Source organism: Aminipila butyrica, assembly GCF_010669305.1.
Lineage (GTDB): Bacteria > Bacillota > Clostridia > Peptostreptococcales > Anaerovoracaceae > Aminipila > Aminipila butyrica.
Genome location: NZ_CP048649.1, coordinates 619648 through 636126 on the forward strand (window position 1 = coordinate 619648; position 16479 = coordinate 636126).

Genomic DNA, 16479 nt, shown 5'->3' on the forward strand with positions numbered 1-16479 from the left:
AATTTACACGAATCCGATTGCTTTATTCGCCGCTGCGATATATAATATATATAATATTTATTTGGCAAAGGATAGTTTTAATGGACTACATGACAGCAAAAGAAGCAGCGGAAAAATGGTCAATCACTCCACGACGGGTGCAGGTGCTTTGCGCACAGGGTAAAATACCGGGTGCTGTTCGATTTGGGGTTACTTGGGCAATACCTAAAGATACGGTAAAACCTAAAGATGGCCGATGTAAAAGCAAAAAATAAGGAAAAGCTGTTATTTAAGGATGGTATAAATTATGGAAGCTCAGATTACTATAAGCGGTGGTATAATTGGAGAATTATCAGAAAAAATCCCTTCGAACATTATTGCGTTAAATGAATTGATTAAGAATTCATATGATGCAGGAGCAAATAAGGTAGCTGTTACCCTTGATTCGCAAAGTAAAACTCTTACTATTGTTGATGATGGTTGTGGAATGGATGAGAATTCCATCAATATTCTTTTTCATATCAGCCAAAGCGAGAAAACATATGGTGTAAAAAATCAATATGGCAGATACACACAAGGCTCTAAAGGTCTTGGCTTTCTGTCTGTTTTTAAATTTGGTAAAGACGTGTGTTGGATTACCAAAAAGGAAAAAGGCTTAAAATTTTGTGCCCAATACGACACGCTAATAAACAGCGATAATATATCTTCGTTGGTAATTCCTATTGAGCCTTGTCCAGAAGCTCAAAAAGGAACTAAGATAGTTATTAAATTAGAAGAATATAGTGCTGATTCTTTAATTTCGTATTTGTCAGATTTATCAAACTTGCAAAAAGTTATATATTCTTTTGAAGATAGCAGTTTCGAGATCACTTTAAATGTGAATGGCACATCTTATTCCAGTAAAGATAAGCAGCCATTAATTCAAATATACCCTGAGCGTCAATTGTACTATGTTAAGTATAGTTCACAAGAACAAAAAATTAAGTATTATCATAATGGCGTATTAATCTTAAGTAAAGATTATCTATTCAATGCCAATGAATATGAAATAGATATTGAAATTGTAATATATCAATTAAAGTCCCGAGGGAAAAATAACATTATCCCATTGTTTTACAACCCCCAAGGTGATTTGACTCCACTCATTTATATAAACACAAATCTATTTAATAATTTTAACATTTTTGATCCTAATATTATGAAAAACATTAAGACAAGTGATGTTCTCAACCAAATGATAGGATCTATTCGAATTTTTAGTAGTAGTTCATCATTGAGTTTCAATTCCGATAGATCTCAATTTTTGCAGAATCCTTTAACAGATGGCATTAAAGAATTTCTCTATAATATTAATAAAACAATCCAGACTTTAGGTTCACAATATAAAAAATATTTATTAGATTTTGACATTCTTACAACTCTAACTCTTCCTTCGAATCGGCTTAATGATAATAGCTTTTTAAGAAGTATTATCAAAGACCAGTTTGCCTTTAAGGATAAGGTTGAAATTCATAAGATTGATAAGAAAGTGGTTTATTCTTTCGCTAAGAAAGAATGCTATGCAAATATATATCAAGTCAATCCTAATGATGAGGCTTCTTCTGCTTCAAGCAAGGGTCAAACACAAGAAGCTGGTGCAACCACGAAAGGTGCAGAAGGTAAGGAAAATTCTGGAGAAGATAATTCCGTAACTACGGCAAAGATAATTTTGAAACAATTTAATAAAAAAATCGATGTGCCCTCAGGACAAATTAATTTGTATGATGAAATAATAGGGGCATATGATAGTAAGGGCAATTCTATTTCAAAAAACAGTATTATTGTTAAAGAGGAAAATGCAGAATTGCAAAATGCAATCTTACAGAGTGTCATTATTCCTTGCAAAAAAAATATATACTATTCATATACAGATTCGATTACAGGTCTCGTTACAGTTCGAGTGGAATTTGAGTTTGTTGAACCTAAATCACCTGTTAGGTCATCATCACAAAAGATGCCGTTAATTTACATACCAGCACATCAAGGATATAATATATCTTTTAATGTTTCCTTGGGCAATTTGATTAACCAAATTAATATGTTGGACGTAGACAAATATACTGAAGTGCTATCTTGTACTTTAAGAGCAACTTTTGAATTAAGTATTGATTCAATCAAAAAATGTTCTAAGTATTCATCTTTAACGTGGAATAAAGAGTTAAAGGAAAATATAAAGCTTGTAATTTCTTATATAAAAAGCAAAAAAAGTTTCATAGGTGCAGTTGCGACTTCTACAAAAGTTGATTTTGATAGTTTGAAAAATATTTTAGAACCATCGGATGTAGATGTTTATGTTCCCAAATTGCATTTAGGTGCTCATAAATCAATGCAGTACGTTACTAAAGATGAAATTGTAAAGCTTGGTAAGTTAGCAGGAGTATTTGTAGTTGTTGCTAATGAAATGATAAATAACCCCAATATAAATTAGTGAGTAGTGAGGCATTTATGATAGAAGATATTTCATTCAAAAATTATAAGAAAAAAAGCGATATTCATGGTACTTCACTATATCCTGCTGTTATGGTGGCGCCTGTACAAAAAGCTATACTAAGCAATTTAATATCTCAAGGTGGAATTAAAACTGTATTTGATCCTTTTCATGGATCAGGCACGGCTCTATATGAGTGCGGAGAAATTGATATCAATATACATCTCATTGGTTGCGATATTAATCCACTTGCTAATCTTATAACAAAAGTAAAATTACAGGGTATAGATAAAGACTTTGAAAGAGATTTTGACCAGTTGAAAAAGTTACTGACGCAAATCAAGCAAGGAGAAACTTACGAATTTACGAATATAAAAAAATGGTTTAAAGAGGATATTATCGAATCATTAAGAATACTCCGAACAGCCATTATTCAAATTCAAAAAGATAAAAGTAGATTGTTTTTTTGGTATATTCTTTGTGATATTATTCGTAAATATAGCAACACAAGGAGTTCAACCTATAAATTGCACATACGAACAGACGATGCAATTAACAGGATAGAAAATAGTGTTATACCTGACTTTTTAGCTGCAGTAACAAAGTCATATCCCAAATTTTATAATACATTTAAAAATTTCACCTTGTTCAAATGTGATATAGTGGACCAAATGAAACAATTTGAAGATAATTGTTTTGATATTACTATTACATCCCCTCCTTATGGTGATAATGGAACTACTGTTCCCTACGGACAGTTTTCAATGTTAGCTTTGTTATGGATAGATAACAAAGATTTAGAATTAGAGGGATGGGAGCTTGAAAATTATTCCATCATAGATTCTAAGAGCATAGGAGGATGTCAGAGTAGCCAAAATTTGAGTGAATACGGCCTGAGTTTGATACAACCTTATTTAGATAAAATATGTGAAAGCAAGCATAAAAAGGTAATACGTTTTTTCTCTGATTATTTTAATGTTTTAGAAGAAATTTGTAGAGTTACAAATAAATATATAGTACTGACATTAGGAAATCGAACAGTTGATAGAGTGAAAATAAATTTAAACCACATTACAAAATGCTTCTTAGAAAACAATAACTTCTATCTTGTGGAGGTTTATGAACGAGATATTCCGAATAAAAGGACTCCTAAAAAAACATCCAAGGTTCACAACAAACCTGTGGAGTCTATGAACTCTGAATTTGTTTCTATATATAGAAAGTGATTTTTGTGCATTAATGGTTTGCATCTATTTTGACCTAATGATACAGAAAAAGAACCGCTATTTTTAGCGGTTCTTTGTTTTTTTGCGTTAAATTTTAAACGTGCCGTCATTGCCGACGAAATACTCCTTTACTTTTCTATCTGTGCTGATTCGAAGCACTTATTTTCAACATCTATAATTATCCAAAGAATATCTATAATGCTATTATTCGCAGATGAACATTTTAAATTCCTTATTTGCCTCACGGAGAACGGTGAACATGTAATAGAAACAAATTCAGGCGAAGGATTTCTAGCAGTAAATTCGGATACGTTTATTGCAGACACAAGGAATTGGATAAAAATTGACGAAGGCAACAGGCTGCTATAGTAAAAATGATGTAGGCCTTCCGGCCCCTGTATTTCAAAGATAACCCTTTATTATATAATAGTAAATTATGGAAAAATAGAATTGAAATAAATGTGGAAACATGAAACAATATTGTTAAAATATACAACAAAGAAAGAAGGAAACAATATGAAACGATTTATAGCAATTTTAATGACATTGTGCATGGTACTAGGCGTGTCGAGTGTGAGTGCGTGGGCAGCAGAAACAGAAGGGTGGCAGACTAAGATGATGATGCCCACGTCCCCAGGATCCTTTGGAACGTGCGTAATCGGAGATCGTATATTTGTCGTGGGCGGATATAAGAGTAACTTAGTTACAATTTATAATACGAAAACTGATACGTGGAAAATGGGAACACCTATGCTTAAAACCCCATATAAAGTAGAAACCGTTGCTATAGGTAATAATATATATGCCATGTGTAATGGTGATGTTAATGGTGATGTTTCTAAGACGTATATGCAAATTTATGATTCACAGGCAGACACATGGACAGTAAAAGAAGATATACCAGGGTTTTCAGATCGGCTAACGGTCGTAGCTAATGGAGAAAAACTATATGTAACAGACTATGACGCCGGAAAAAGTATAATGAGCATGCAGACATATGATACTTTATCAGAAACTTGGACAAGTAGTAAGGCCTTAGCCGCGTTACATTGTTATTCTTTTGGGATGTGTGTGCAAGGGGATAACGTTTATATAGTTGGTGGTTATGGCAAAGATGGTTCAAGTAGCAAAGATACCAATACTTTGCAAGTATATAATGTGACGTCAGATACATGGAAATCCTTAAAAAAAATGCCAACACCTAGGCGGAATTTGACTGCCGTAGCGGTAGATAATAAAATTTACGCCATAGGAGGGGAGAATACAAAAGGAACTAATGTAGTGGAGATTTATGACATCGAACAAGATAGCTGGAGCACTGGAATACCAATGAATACAGTGAGATATTCCTTTGCGGCAGAAATAGTCAATGGGAAGATTTATGCAATAGGAGGAACTGGAACCTCTGGACGCTTAAATTCAATAGAAGCTCTTCAAGTAGGGAACTCAGCAAATGAAACATTTAGCAAATTATCGGTATTGTTAAATACTGGAGAAATCGTCCAACTCAGCACGTCCTTTGATTTAGCCAACAACCAGAACTTCACCTGGACTTCTATCAATGAAGCAGTAGCTACAGTAGACAGTAATGGTAAGGTAACTGCTGTTAGTGCTGGCGATACGGATATTTATGCGGAAAACTCAGACGGCACTTTTAAGGAGTATATCCCTGTGAAAGTAGTAGAAGGCATTGCAGATGAATTACGATTGGCGGTTCATCTAAAAGCAGGAGAGAAGGCAAAGCTATATCTGACCGATGATCCTAGCCAAGCGACCTGGAGTTCTCTGGACGAAAGCATTGCGACAGTATCTGCTGATGGACAGGTTACAGGTGTAAAGAAAGGTCTAGCTATCGTTAAAGCGGAGCTAGAGGGAGAGACCTATCAAATCTATGTACGCGTAAACGGATAGTTTATCGAAAATTTAGAGCCACGGAGCAATCCGTGGTTTTCTTGTATTTTGCATTATGAATTGAAGGTAATCAAATAAAATAAACCTTTCCAAAGAACTGCTAACTATCTATATTGGTTAGTAGTATTTTAGTTATACAAACTAAAACAGCAGGAGTATAAATCAATAATACGTGTGATTGCCGAGCACGATAGAATGAAGGGCATAACAACAATTGCGTATAACAAAATAACGCATTTATACCGCTTACTAAGGATGCCATAAGGGCGCAGAAAACGAAATTTTTAATCAGGAAATTCCTATTCATAGGCCTTTCCCTATTTGACACAAAATAAACAAAATATATTTATAAATTTACACAAATTATAACTGGACAAATAGATTTCTTGCATGTACAATATGACCAACCACATGCAACTAGGTGAAATATTCTGAAAATTGCAAAACGGTGAGAGGAGTGGAATTTATGAACGTATTGAAGAAAAGTATATTGCTAAAGTTTTTGTTTGGAATCATTCTACCCGTTATGATTTGTCTATGTATTTTGCTAGTGAGCATTTTTGTCCTGGTAAAGGATAACGTGGAATCCTCCACGGCAGAGACCCTTACCGCAAACTCGAAGCAAGCTTCGTATCAGGTGGAAGGCTTTTTCACCGAGTATATGATGATTACGGAGACCCTGGCCACCAATCCGGAGGTGCAAGCGCTTTTTTCTGAGGCCAACAAAGAAGTGAGCATTTCTGCTGTGACAACTTTTCCAGTAGTAAAGACCAACTTGGTAGAGTCGCAGGAGCTGGACCCTGAAACCATTTTATCCGTCTGGATTGCAGATGTAGATGCCAGCCAGCTGTTTCAGCACGATGGCTGGGAATCTGGGCCGGACTGGGATATTACAACCAGGCCTTGGTACGTAACCATGGAGGCGGAGGATGCTACTATTCTTTCTGCCCCGTATATTGATTCTGTTACCGGTAAACTAGTGGTGACAGCAGCCACCCCTGTATATGACAGCCGAACCGGGGTATTGCTCGGTGCTGTGGGCTTGGATATTGCCTTGGACCAACTGAATCAAATTATGGCTTCCTACACCCTCGGCGACACGGGATTTTTTCTCTTCCTAGCAGGAGATGGTTCTGTTATTTATGACAAGAATCAGGACAACATCATGAAGAATGTGTCCGAAATCGGGCTTTCTGCTCCGCTGCTGAAGGCCTTTGAAGACAAGAAAGAAGATTACTTTGCTTATGAAAAGGACGGAATGCCAGCCTATGGTTATTATAGCCTGATTGGTGACACCGGGTGGAGTGTTCTCTCCTCCCTGCCAGAAGCTGAGTTTTATGAAAGCTATAATAGTTTGATGAAGGTTAGCATCGGTATCTTCCTAGGAGCATTGATTATTTTAGGTGCAGTTATCACGATGATCAGTCGGGGCATCGTTAAGCCGTTGAAAAAGCTGGCAGTCAATGCCCACGAGATTGCAGCGGGCAATCTGAGCGTAGAGGTGGATACCCGGGCTGTGGATGAAACCGGGCAGGTTGCAGAAGGCTTAGCCAATACGGTAATCCGTTTACAGGAATATATCAAGTATATAGATGAAATTTCCGCAGTTTTAGATGAGATTGCTTCTGGGAATTTAGTCTTTGAACTAAAGCACAACTATGTAGGCGAATTTGCGAAGATTAAAACAGCTTTGGAGAATATTCAGGGCACCTTTAGCCACACTTTTTCTGAGATTGCCAGCGCAGCAGGTCAGGTTGCCTCCGGATCCGAGCAGTTGGCCCAGGGAGCACAGCTGTTGTCTCAAGGATCCATGGAACAGGCCAGTTCTGTGGAAGAATTGTCGGCAACCATCCTAGAAGTTTCAGAAGGAATTAAAGGTAGCGCCCGCAATGCGGATCAGGCCCGAGACATTACGGTGGCTTCAGAGGAAGAGGTGGAGCACGGCAATCAGCAGATGCGAGAGATGATTGGCGCCATGGAGGAAATTAAGGATGCCTCCCGGCAGATTAGTAATATTATCAAGGCTATTGATGACATCGCCTTCCAGACTAACATTTTGGCGCTGAATGCAGCGGTAGAAGCCGCTAGAGCAGGGGAAGCAGGAAAGGGCTTTGCGGTGGTAGCTGACGAAGTGCGAAATCTGGCTGGAAAGAGTGGTGAGGCCGCCAAGGATACGACAGACCTCATCGAAACCGCCATTCGGGCCGTGGAAAACGGCAATCGAATCGTAGCCGAGACAGCGGTTTCTTTGGAGAAAATTGTAGCTAACACAAAGCAGTCGGGCAAAATGGTGGGAGACATCTCTACAGCCAACAATCAGCAGGCTAATGCGATGCACCAAGTGACCGAAGGCGTAGAGCAGATTTCCACCGTTGTTCAGACCAATTCGGCTACCGCAGAGGAGACCGCCGCGGCCAGCGAAGAGTTGTCCAGTCAGGCCAATCTGCTGAAAGAGCTAATCAGCCAGTTTAAGTTGCAATAGGTTTGTTCAGAATAAGAACGCAGTAGAAGAGAAATAGTCCGTCACCCCTTAACGGGGCGGCGGACTATTATTTTTTCTTAGGGACAAGGAGGAAAGAAGTCGCCAAACAGGTAGAAAGGGACTTTTCAGTGTCAAACAACGCGTTGCTTTCATATACTGTAGGAGAAATAATAAGAGGAGGGCGAGGTATGCGATTGATTGGGAAACTGCAAGGAAGCTGCATTCCTACCAGCCAGCTGAATTTCATCTTTCAGTCCAGAACGGCTTGGCGGGATATGTCCACCTGGATTCGGGCTTATTTGGCCAGCAAGCATGGCGGGCTGGGAGACACGGAGACTATTCGCAATAAATTGAAAGAGCTCACGCACAAGTATGTGGGAACTTTTAGCATGATATTCGGCGAGCATGTGGCCGAGCAGTACATATTGATGTTGACAGAATACATGGATCTTTTCGATAAGTTGATAGATGCGCAAATTCAGGAAGATCAGGCAGCCATAGAAGAATACACCCGACTGCTGTACGCAAACACGGATCAGCGGGCAGCTATGTTTGCTTCCTTAAATCCTTATTGGTCGGAATCGGAATGGAAAAACCTTTTATACCAGTTCAATCAGAAGACTATTGACCAGTCCACCACTTTTCATAATAAGGAATTTAGGCAAAATGTAGAAATTTTTGATTCCATTCTCAATTTGACTTCGCTTATAGGCGACTATTTTTCCAGCGGAATGCTGAGCTACCTGACTTATTCTGGGCGATGATAAAGATTTTGCAGACAGAAAAAAACTCCAGTTGAGACGTTCGCTGGAGTTTTTAAGGGTGCATATGTAATGGATTAAAAGTTCACCGCTAATTCGATTCATTAGCTAGACTGTCTTCCGGCTCGGACAACGTACCGAAGCTTTGATCAAAAGTTTCTTCTCTTAGGTCTAGCAGGCCATCTGTCTTGTCGTAGACTAAGGAGGCAGAGCCATTTAGATTAGGCACGAGCCATACCAGAGATAGATTCTCTAGGCTGCCCAGTTTACCATCAGCAGCCCCAGCAATACTGCTGGAATAGGTTTGCAGGAACTGACGGCTATCTGCGGGACTATAGGTGTCCTTCCAAGTAAGAATAGCGTAGACCTTATAGCCGCCTTCAGCAGCGAGGTCTGCATCCATTACCGTCAGTGAGTCAATTTGTATGCTGCTGGAAACAGAAAGAATCACGCTCTTCATGGTATCTTCGATATTGCGGATATCTGTTGGATTGCTGGTCAAGCTGTTGTCATAGCGGGTCTTTAAACCAGTGGTACTGCTGTCAGGGCTGCTTCCAGCGGAACTGGTATCGGCCGCTGCCGCCTCAGAGGATGTTTGCTGGCTCATGCTGTCCCCACTTGCTTGGATGTCCTCCTCTTTTTTTCCACAGGCGGTCATAGTCAGGAGTAAAGTAATCAAAAGGATGGATAATGCAATTTTTTTCATGAAAATCTCCTTATCCCATGGAGTTGTTGAAAACAATCAGCTCCCGTTGCTGGGCAAAGACCAACTGTATCAAGGCTTCGATGGTTTTGGGGTTAGCATTGGTCCAGCGGACCCGATATTTGTAATCCCAGTCTGCCCGGGTATCTGTATAATCGATTCGATCTAAGACTTCACTCTGGAAGGTGAACGGTGTATGCCGGAAGGTGAATTCGGATAGTATTTGGGTACGAAGCATGATGGATTCGTTACACATAAAAGAACAGCCTCCTCCGCTTAGATCGAGGATGCGCCCCTTGTAGACGGTTTGATAGTCTATATTTTCGGCATTGTCCATAAGGTAATATTGAAAGTCGATGCTGACCGGCTGCCGGAAGAATTCTCGGCGCTGAGTGATCTCTGGACCAGAAACAACCTGAAACTTGCAGGCCGGCAAATTGTCTACCTTGCCCATGCCCAGATAATGGACTGTCCACAGAACGATGCCGGTTGATCCTTTACTATAGAGTTCATATTTACGATCCTTGAAAAAAATCACCGGTCGGCCTGTATCGGAAGACGGAATCATGGTAGAAAAGGTACCCTCCGTGCCGATATCCTGAACTTTGGTCCGGTAATAGGTTTTTTGTTGTTTTTGATCTGTAACACAAATCTCCACGGTATCTAATATATTAAAATTGGCATCCATTTTTTTCTCCTAAGACATGCTGATGTGTCATATTTCATATTTGTAAATCTTCAATAATTTTATAATATCTATTTGGTGAAGTAAAGTGGTTTCAACAAATTTCGCTGAAATTCGAAGTTTTTTTACCCAATATTTTTCGTATTAATCCTTGATATGACAACTAGAGGAGAATATAATATGAAGAAGGACAACCTTTCTTTGATAGAGACAGTTGTGACTGTTTCCGACAGGACAACTTTCTGGGCGAGCGCGCAGAAGGTGTGATGTGCCGGAGGAGGCTATCTGAAAGGTGCCTTATCACATTAAAGGTTTATGATTCACAAGGATTTATCAGGGCAGGATAGGCATATCTTGCCCTGTTTTTATGTTACTGACAATCGACTCGGTTTAAGGTCTCTCCTTTTAAAAACGACTGGAGATTAGCGGCGCAGCCGTCGATAATGATTTGCCGCATCTCCTCCGGAGACCAGCACATGTGCGGAGTGATGAAGCAGTTGGGCAGTGGAATCAGCGGATTAGCCGGGTCGGCTGGTTCTTTTGACAAGACATCCATGCCAGCAGCGGCCAGCTTACCTGACTGGAGAGCTTCCGCCACATCCCCTTCATTAAGAAGAACACCTCGGGCGGTGTTGATGAGGATGGCCCCATCCTTCATCCGGCTAATGAACTCTTTATTGACAAAACCGGCATTGCTGTCTGTAGCCGGGCAGTGGAGAGACAAGATATCGGATGTTACCGCAGCTTCCTGATTTTGGCTGTACACGTTAATCGTCATGCCGAAAGCAGAAGCAATCTCCGCCACTTTTTTGCCGATGTTGCCGTAACCCACGATACCCAGACTTTTGCCTTTCAGTAGGCGAATTGGCGCTTTCCAATAGGCAAAATCTTCTGAACGAGCCCAGTCCCCGGCCTTGACCGACTGGTCGTGAAGCGCAACTTGACTGCATATTTCTAAAATCAGCGCAAAGGTGTGCTGTGCTACCGCGTCGGTAGAATAAGCTGGAATGTTGCACAGGGCAATGTTCAACCGACGGCAGGCTTCCAAATCTATGTTGTTGTAGCCGGTAGCCATAACGCCAATAAATTTTAAATGAGGGCAGTTGTCTAAAACCTCCTGATTCATGGAAACTTTGCTGATAAACACGGCTTCTGCATCACCAATTCGCTGAACAACTAAATCCGCTGGGGTTCTCGGGTATACCTCCAGTTGGCCAAGGGCCTGGAGAGGGGCCCAGGAAAGACCTGGATCAATGGTGGCCCCGTCTAAGATGACAATTTTCATGATTAATCACACTCCTTTGACAGAAATCTTCAGACTTCTGATAAATTTGCACATAATAAGGTGTAATATAGGCAGCTAAAACTGGATAGGCTTATATTACAGGATTTTGTAGGTTTATCATACATGATTATTCTTTGAAGGTCTAGTAATTTATGGTATGATAATGAATTAGAGAAAATAAGCAAAATAAAAAGGGCGAGAGAAGGAAACAAATAAATGGCAGTTGCAGAAATTATGTTAATTGGTGCAGGGCTGGCCATGGATGCCGTAGCGGTAGCTATGACAAACGGTATGGTATACAAGGGTTTAAGAAGACGGCACTGTCTGGCGATGCCCCTGCTGTTCGGATTGTTTCAGGCATTGATGCCTCTTTTAGGCTACGGTGCAGGAAGCTTGTTTTCCGACTTTATTTCCCGATATGCAGGCATCGTTATCTTTGTGATCCTAGGGGTCATCGGCGGGAAGATGCTGAAAGAAGGCATGGAGCACTGGCGGATATCCAAAGGAGTCTGTCCGGTGAATCATCTCAGTCTGAGCATTCTATTTTTTCAAGCAGTGGCTACCAGTATTGACGCTTTTGCAGTTGGCGTAGGCTTTAGCGCCATGCGGGTTAATATTTTGGAGGCCGTGGTCATCATTGCTGTCGTGACGGCAATACTGACGATGTCAGCCATTTTTATTGGCCGAAAATTTGGCGATATTTTGGGCTGTCAAGCAGAGATGTTGGGCGGAATTATTTTAATGCTGATTGGGATAAAAGCCATTATCTAATTTTATGAAAGTATACATTTACTAAAAAACGTTGAAAACGAGACAATAGAGTCCAGACCAAAGAGAATCTGGACAAATAGGAGGAAGAAAATATGACAATGCTTGTAGTAGCTGCTTCGCAGAATCAACATAAGATTGACGAACTGGAGGCCATCATGAGGCGGTTCGGTATGAGTATCATCGGCAGAGACCAATTTGGCTTGCCGAAGACCAAAATTGAGGAAGACGGAGATACTTTTGAAGCCAATTCCCTGAAGAAAGCCAATGAGATTAATTTGATCTGTCATCAAATCACCGTCGCTGACGATTCTGGTCTGATGGTGGATGCCCTGGATGGAGCACCGGGGGTCTATTCCTCCAGATTTGCAGGGGAGGAAGGCAACGATCAGAAGAATAACGAGAAGCTGTTGGAGATGCTGAAAGACGTACCGCTGGAGAAGCGAACGGCTCGGTTTGTTTCGGTTATAACGATGGTTTATCCCAACCGCAGCAGGGTGGTAGCCAGGGGAGAATGTGAAGGACACATCCTCTTTGAGGCTTCTGGCGAGCATGGTTTTGGTTATGATCCCCTCTTTCGGCCACTGGGTTATGATGTAAGCTTCGGACAGCTGACCGCAGAAGAAAAGAATAAGATTAGTCATCGGGCCAAGGCCTTGGAAGACTTGCAGCGTCAATTAGAACTGCTCCATTATGTGAAAGGTGGCATATGAGCAAAAAACGCCTGATTGAAATGATTGCCCTGGGGCTGCAGCAAATTCGGGATCCATATTACCACGGGTTTGCTGCCCAGCTGGCTTTTTACTTCTTAATGTCCATTGTTCCTACCCTCATCGTGCTGTCTCAGCTGCTGGGGTTATTTTCAGTGTCTTTAGACGCCCTAGGGGATTTAATTCAAAAATACGTGGCAAAGGATGCAGCGAATGTTATGCTGAAGCTGATTTCCAGCCAGTCCACTAAGGGCATGAACACCATCTTTATCGTGATTACCCTGTGGGCAGCTTCTCGGGCAGAGTTTGCGCTGATGCGGATTGCCAATTATACCTTGACCGGTGGGCGAAGTACGGGAAACGGCTATTGGCGGGAGCGAATACGAGCAATCAAGACCATGGCCATCACCATGTTCACCCTGGCCTTCGGCCTGATTATTCTGGTTTACGGGGAACTGATTATTGAAGTGGTGGCAGCGGCTCTGATGAATACCATCGGTGCACATTATGAAATCAATATGTTCTGGTTGTTCATCCGCTGGCCGGTGACAATGGCCTTGTACTTTCTCATGGTCAGTTACAGCTATTATATCTTGCCTTCTCAACGTTTGGCGTTCAAGCAGATTATGCCTGGGAGTATTTTTGCCTCGGTGGGCATGTTGGTCGTCACCTTTGGTTACAAGATATATACAGACTATATGTCTAATTACAATATTCTATACGGGTCCATGGCCGCCATCGTGGCTGTGATGATGTGGTTCTTTTTCCTGGCATGGGCCTTAGTGTTGGGCATTCTCTGCAATAAGGTTTGGGCAGATACTCGGACTGATAAAGGTAGCAAGAAGCGTAAGGGGCGGCAAGCAAACCCTGTGCAGGTGAAATAAGCAGAATTAACAAAGCCTGCCGTGAGTTTAACATGAAACTCACGGCAGGCTTTGTTTTTATATTTAAAGAGTGTTGGCTATTGCAAGGCGGCTAACTTATTTCGCAATGATCCGGATTTTAATGATGCCCGGAACATTCAGTTTCGCCGTCACATCTGCTTCGTTGACCGTGCCGTCGATATCCAGCAGGGTGCAGGCGTAGTCGCCCAGGCTTTTGTTCAGCAGATTGTTAATATTTAGATTCAGGTCAGACACTGCACTAGTAATCGCACTCAGCATCGCCGGAATATTCTTGTTAAGAACACAGATTCTGGTACCCGTTACTGGTCCCAAGCTGCATGCTGGATAGTTGACGGAATTGGTGATGTTACCGTTTTCCAGATAATCCATCAGCTGATTCGTTGCCATGACAGCACAGTTGTCCTCTGCTTCTTCGGTGGATGCACCTAGATGTGGAATGCAGATAACCCCTTCCTTGCCCACCAGCTTGTTGTTCGGGAAATCAGTGATGTACTTTTGAACTTTGCCAGTAGCTAGAGCGGCCAGCATATCTTCGTCGTTAACCAGCTTATCTCTGGAGAAGTTCAGGACAATGATACCAGTCTTCATCAGCGCGATGGTGTCCGCGTTAATCATGCCTTTTGTCTTTTCCATGGCCGGAACGTGGATGGATATATAATCGCAGTTTGGCAGCAGCTCTTCCAGAGTTCGTACCACCGGAATCGTATTGGACAGGTTGTGCGCTGCTCGCAGAGTCATATATGGATCGTTGCCGATTACCTTCATTCCCAGCTTTTCAGCAGCATTAGCTACGGAGACACCGATGGCACCCAGCCCGATGACACCCAAGGTCTTCCCTTGAATTTCTCGTCCGGCGAATTGGCTCTTGCCCTTTTCTACCGCTTTGGCAGCATCCTCATTGCCTACCAGACCATAGGACCAAGTAATGGCATCCGGAATATTTCGGGAGCCTAGAAAGAGGCCGGCTAAAACCAGTTCCTTTACGGCGTTGGCGTTGGCACCAGGAGTGTTAAATACCACGATGCCTTCTTCTGCGCATCGGTCCACTGGAATATTATTGACACCAGCGCCAGCTCGAGCGATGGCGATCAGATCTTTAGCGAATTCCATGGAAAGCATGTCTTGGCTTCGTACCAACACGCCATGAGAGCCAGCCATGTCTTCTGTAAGAGCATACTGATCAGTCAGGCGATCCAGACCCACGGGAGATATTTTATTTAGCGTTGCAATATTGTACATTTTTGTCACCTCATAACAAATTATATTAGAAAATTTGTGATAAACACATGAAAAATTATCTTGGAGCACATTATATCACTTTACTAGCTGGGAGTAAAGTGGTATAATGACATTTAATTAACATTTAGGCAAAGCTTATATTTTGTTTGCAATAACAAGAAATTAAATGAAAGAGGTGATTTTTTGATGAATCAAAACAATGGCAGGGTATACAACTTTTCAGCAGGACCATCCATGCTGCCTTTAGAAGTTATGGAAAATGTAGCGAAAGAGCTGACGAATTATAAAGGCTGCGGACAGTCCGTTATGGAAATGAGCCACCGTTCTAAAGAGTTTCAGGCAATCATCGACGAAGCAGATAAAAATCTGCGGACTTTGATGAATATTCCAGAAAATTACAAGGTGCTTTTTCTTCAGGGAGGCGGTACCTTACAGTTCTCTATGGTTCCGATGAATCTGCTGAGAAAATCCGGCAAAGCGGATTACCTAGTGACGGGAGCTTGGGCCAAAAAGGCTGCGGCAGAAGCCAAAAAGTTTGGCGATATTAAGATTGTAGCTTCCTCTGAGGAGGCCATATTCTCTTATATTCCGCAAGTAAAGAGAGAAGACTTCCGAGAAGACGCAGACTATGTTCATATTACCTTTAATAACACGATTTACGGAACCCACTTTGGATATATTCCAGACACGGGAGATATTCCGCTGGTAGCAGATATGTCTTCCTGCATTCTTTCCGAGGAAATCGACGTATCTAAGTTTGGGTTGATTTATGCAGGAGCCCAGAAGAACATTGCTCCAGCTGGTGTGACCATTGTCATCATCCGTGAAGACCTGATTGGTTTTGCGGCTAAAGAGATTCCTACTTATTTGGATTATAAGGTTCATGCAGAAAATGGTTCCATGTACAATACTCCGCCATGCTTTACCATCTACGTGGCAGGGGAAGTGTTCAGCCATATTCTAAAAAATGGCGGTATTCCACCCCTTCATCAGCTGGATGTGGAGAAAGCGGATAAGCTGTACAAATATATTGACGAAAGCAAGCTATACAGCTGCCCAGTACAGGAAGACAGCCGTTCTCTGATGAATGTGGTCTTTGTGACGGGAGATGCTGACCTAGATAAAAAGTTCGTGGCGGAAGCGAAGGCGAAGGGTCTGGTGAATCTAGGCGGACATCGGTCTATTGGTGGTATGAGAGCCAGCATCTACAATGCGATGCCGATGGAAGGCGTAGAAACATTAATTGCTTTCATGAAGGCTTTTGAAGCAGAAAATGTAAAATAGAAAAAAACGGAAAAAAATTTCATCACCGAATAAAGAAAAAATATGTTAAAATGTAAAGTGGTAAGGACGGTAGG

At 41.5% G+C, this 16479-nt stretch carries 14 protein-coding genes; 10 read left to right on the forward strand and 4 right to left on the reverse strand.

Annotation, left to right across the window (positions count from 1 at the left end; genetic code table 11):
- The first annotated feature begins 80 nt into the window (after positions 1-80).
- From Ami103574_RS03020 to Ami103574_RS03045, 6 genes are all read left to right on the forward strand, one after another.
- Positions 81-254 (forward strand): helix-turn-helix domain-containing protein, encoded by a 174-nt coding sequence (locus Ami103574_RS03020; RefSeq protein ID WP_163065216.1) that lies wholly within the window; start codon positions 81-83, stop codon positions 252-254.
- A 32-nt stretch (positions 255-286) separates the two neighbouring features.
- Entirely contained in the window at positions 287-2446 is a 2160-nt protein-coding gene (locus Ami103574_RS03025) for an ATP-binding protein (RefSeq protein ID WP_163065217.1), read from the forward strand.
- Between the two features lie 17 nt (positions 2447-2463).
- Entirely contained in the window at positions 2464-3672 is a 1209-nt protein-coding gene (locus Ami103574_RS03030) for a modification methylase (protein ID WP_163065218.1), read from the forward strand.
- Positions 3673-4188: 516 nt separating this feature from the next.
- A complete protein-coding gene (locus tag Ami103574_RS03035; protein WP_163065219.1) occupies positions 4189-5583 on the forward strand; it encodes a Kelch repeat-containing protein in 1395 nt (464 codons plus the stop codon).
- Positions 5584-6049: 466 nt separating this feature from the next.
- The gene (locus Ami103574_RS03040; protein ID WP_163065220.1) at positions 6050-8065 is read left to right on the forward strand and encodes a methyl-accepting chemotaxis protein; all 2016 of its coding nucleotides are present in this window, start codon (positions 6050-6052) and stop codon (positions 8063-8065) included.
- Positions 8066-8253: 188 nt separating this feature from the next.
- Positions 8254-8829: a hypothetical protein gene (locus Ami103574_RS03045; RefSeq protein ID WP_163065221.1), complete on the forward strand. Its 576-nt coding sequence runs from the start codon at positions 8254-8256 to the stop codon at positions 8827-8829.
- Between the two features lie 88 nt (positions 8830-8917).
- Here Ami103574_RS03045 and Ami103574_RS03050 read toward each other — a convergent pair whose 3' ends face one another.
- The 3 genes from Ami103574_RS03050 to Ami103574_RS03060 all read right to left on the reverse strand — a co-directional run bounded on the left by Ami103574_RS03050 (position 8918) and on the right by Ami103574_RS03060 (position 11499).
- Positions 8918-9532 (reverse strand): hypothetical protein, encoded by a 615-nt coding sequence (locus tag Ami103574_RS03050; protein ID WP_163065222.1) that lies wholly within the window; start codon positions 9530-9532, stop codon positions 8918-8920.
- Between the two features lie 10 nt (positions 9533-9542).
- Positions 9543-10217 (reverse strand): flagellar brake protein, encoded by a 675-nt coding sequence (locus Ami103574_RS03055; protein WP_163065223.1) that lies wholly within the window; start codon positions 10215-10217, stop codon positions 9543-9545.
- Positions 10218-10584: 367 nt separating this feature from the next.
- Positions 10585-11499 carry a D-2-hydroxyacid dehydrogenase gene (locus tag Ami103574_RS03060; protein ID WP_163065224.1) on the reverse strand — a complete coding sequence of 305 codons (915 nt, stop codon included), beginning with the start codon at positions 11497-11499 and terminating at the stop codon, positions 10585-10587.
- A 216-nt stretch (positions 11500-11715) separates the two neighbouring features.
- On the opposite strand from Ami103574_RS03060, the gene Ami103574_RS03065 reads away from it, so the two are divergent.
- From Ami103574_RS03065 to Ami103574_RS03075, 3 genes are all read left to right on the forward strand, one after another.
- Entirely contained in the window at positions 11716-12270 is a 555-nt protein-coding gene (locus Ami103574_RS03065; protein WP_163065225.1) for a manganese efflux pump MntP, read from the forward strand.
- A gap of 92 nt (positions 12271-12362) precedes the next feature.
- Positions 12363-12980, forward strand: coding sequence for an RdgB/HAM1 family non-canonical purine NTP pyrophosphatase (gene rdgB, locus Ami103574_RS03070; RefSeq protein ID WP_163065226.1), 618 nt, complete (start codon positions 12363-12365; stop codon positions 12978-12980).
- Positions 12977-13861 (forward strand): YihY/virulence factor BrkB family protein, encoded by an 885-nt coding sequence (locus Ami103574_RS03075; protein WP_163065227.1) that lies wholly within the window; start codon positions 12977-12979, stop codon positions 13859-13861. Before rdgB ends, Ami103574_RS03075 begins: the two co-directional genes overlap by 4 nt.
- A gap of 96 nt (positions 13862-13957) precedes the next feature.
- On the opposite strand, the gene Ami103574_RS03080 is transcribed toward Ami103574_RS03075, so the two are convergent.
- On the reverse strand, positions 13958-15121 hold the full coding sequence (locus tag Ami103574_RS03080) for a 3-phosphoglycerate dehydrogenase family protein (protein ID WP_163065228.1): 1164 nt from the start codon (positions 15119-15121) through the stop codon (positions 13958-13960).
- A gap of 186 nt (positions 15122-15307) precedes the next feature.
- Here Ami103574_RS03080 and serC point away from each other — a divergent pair, with 186 nt between their 5' ends.
- On the forward strand, positions 15308-16405 hold the full coding sequence (gene serC, locus Ami103574_RS03085) for a 3-phosphoserine/phosphohydroxythreonine transaminase (protein ID WP_163065229.1): 1098 nt from the start codon (positions 15308-15310) through the stop codon (positions 16403-16405).
- Positions 16406-16479 lie beyond the last annotated feature (74 nt).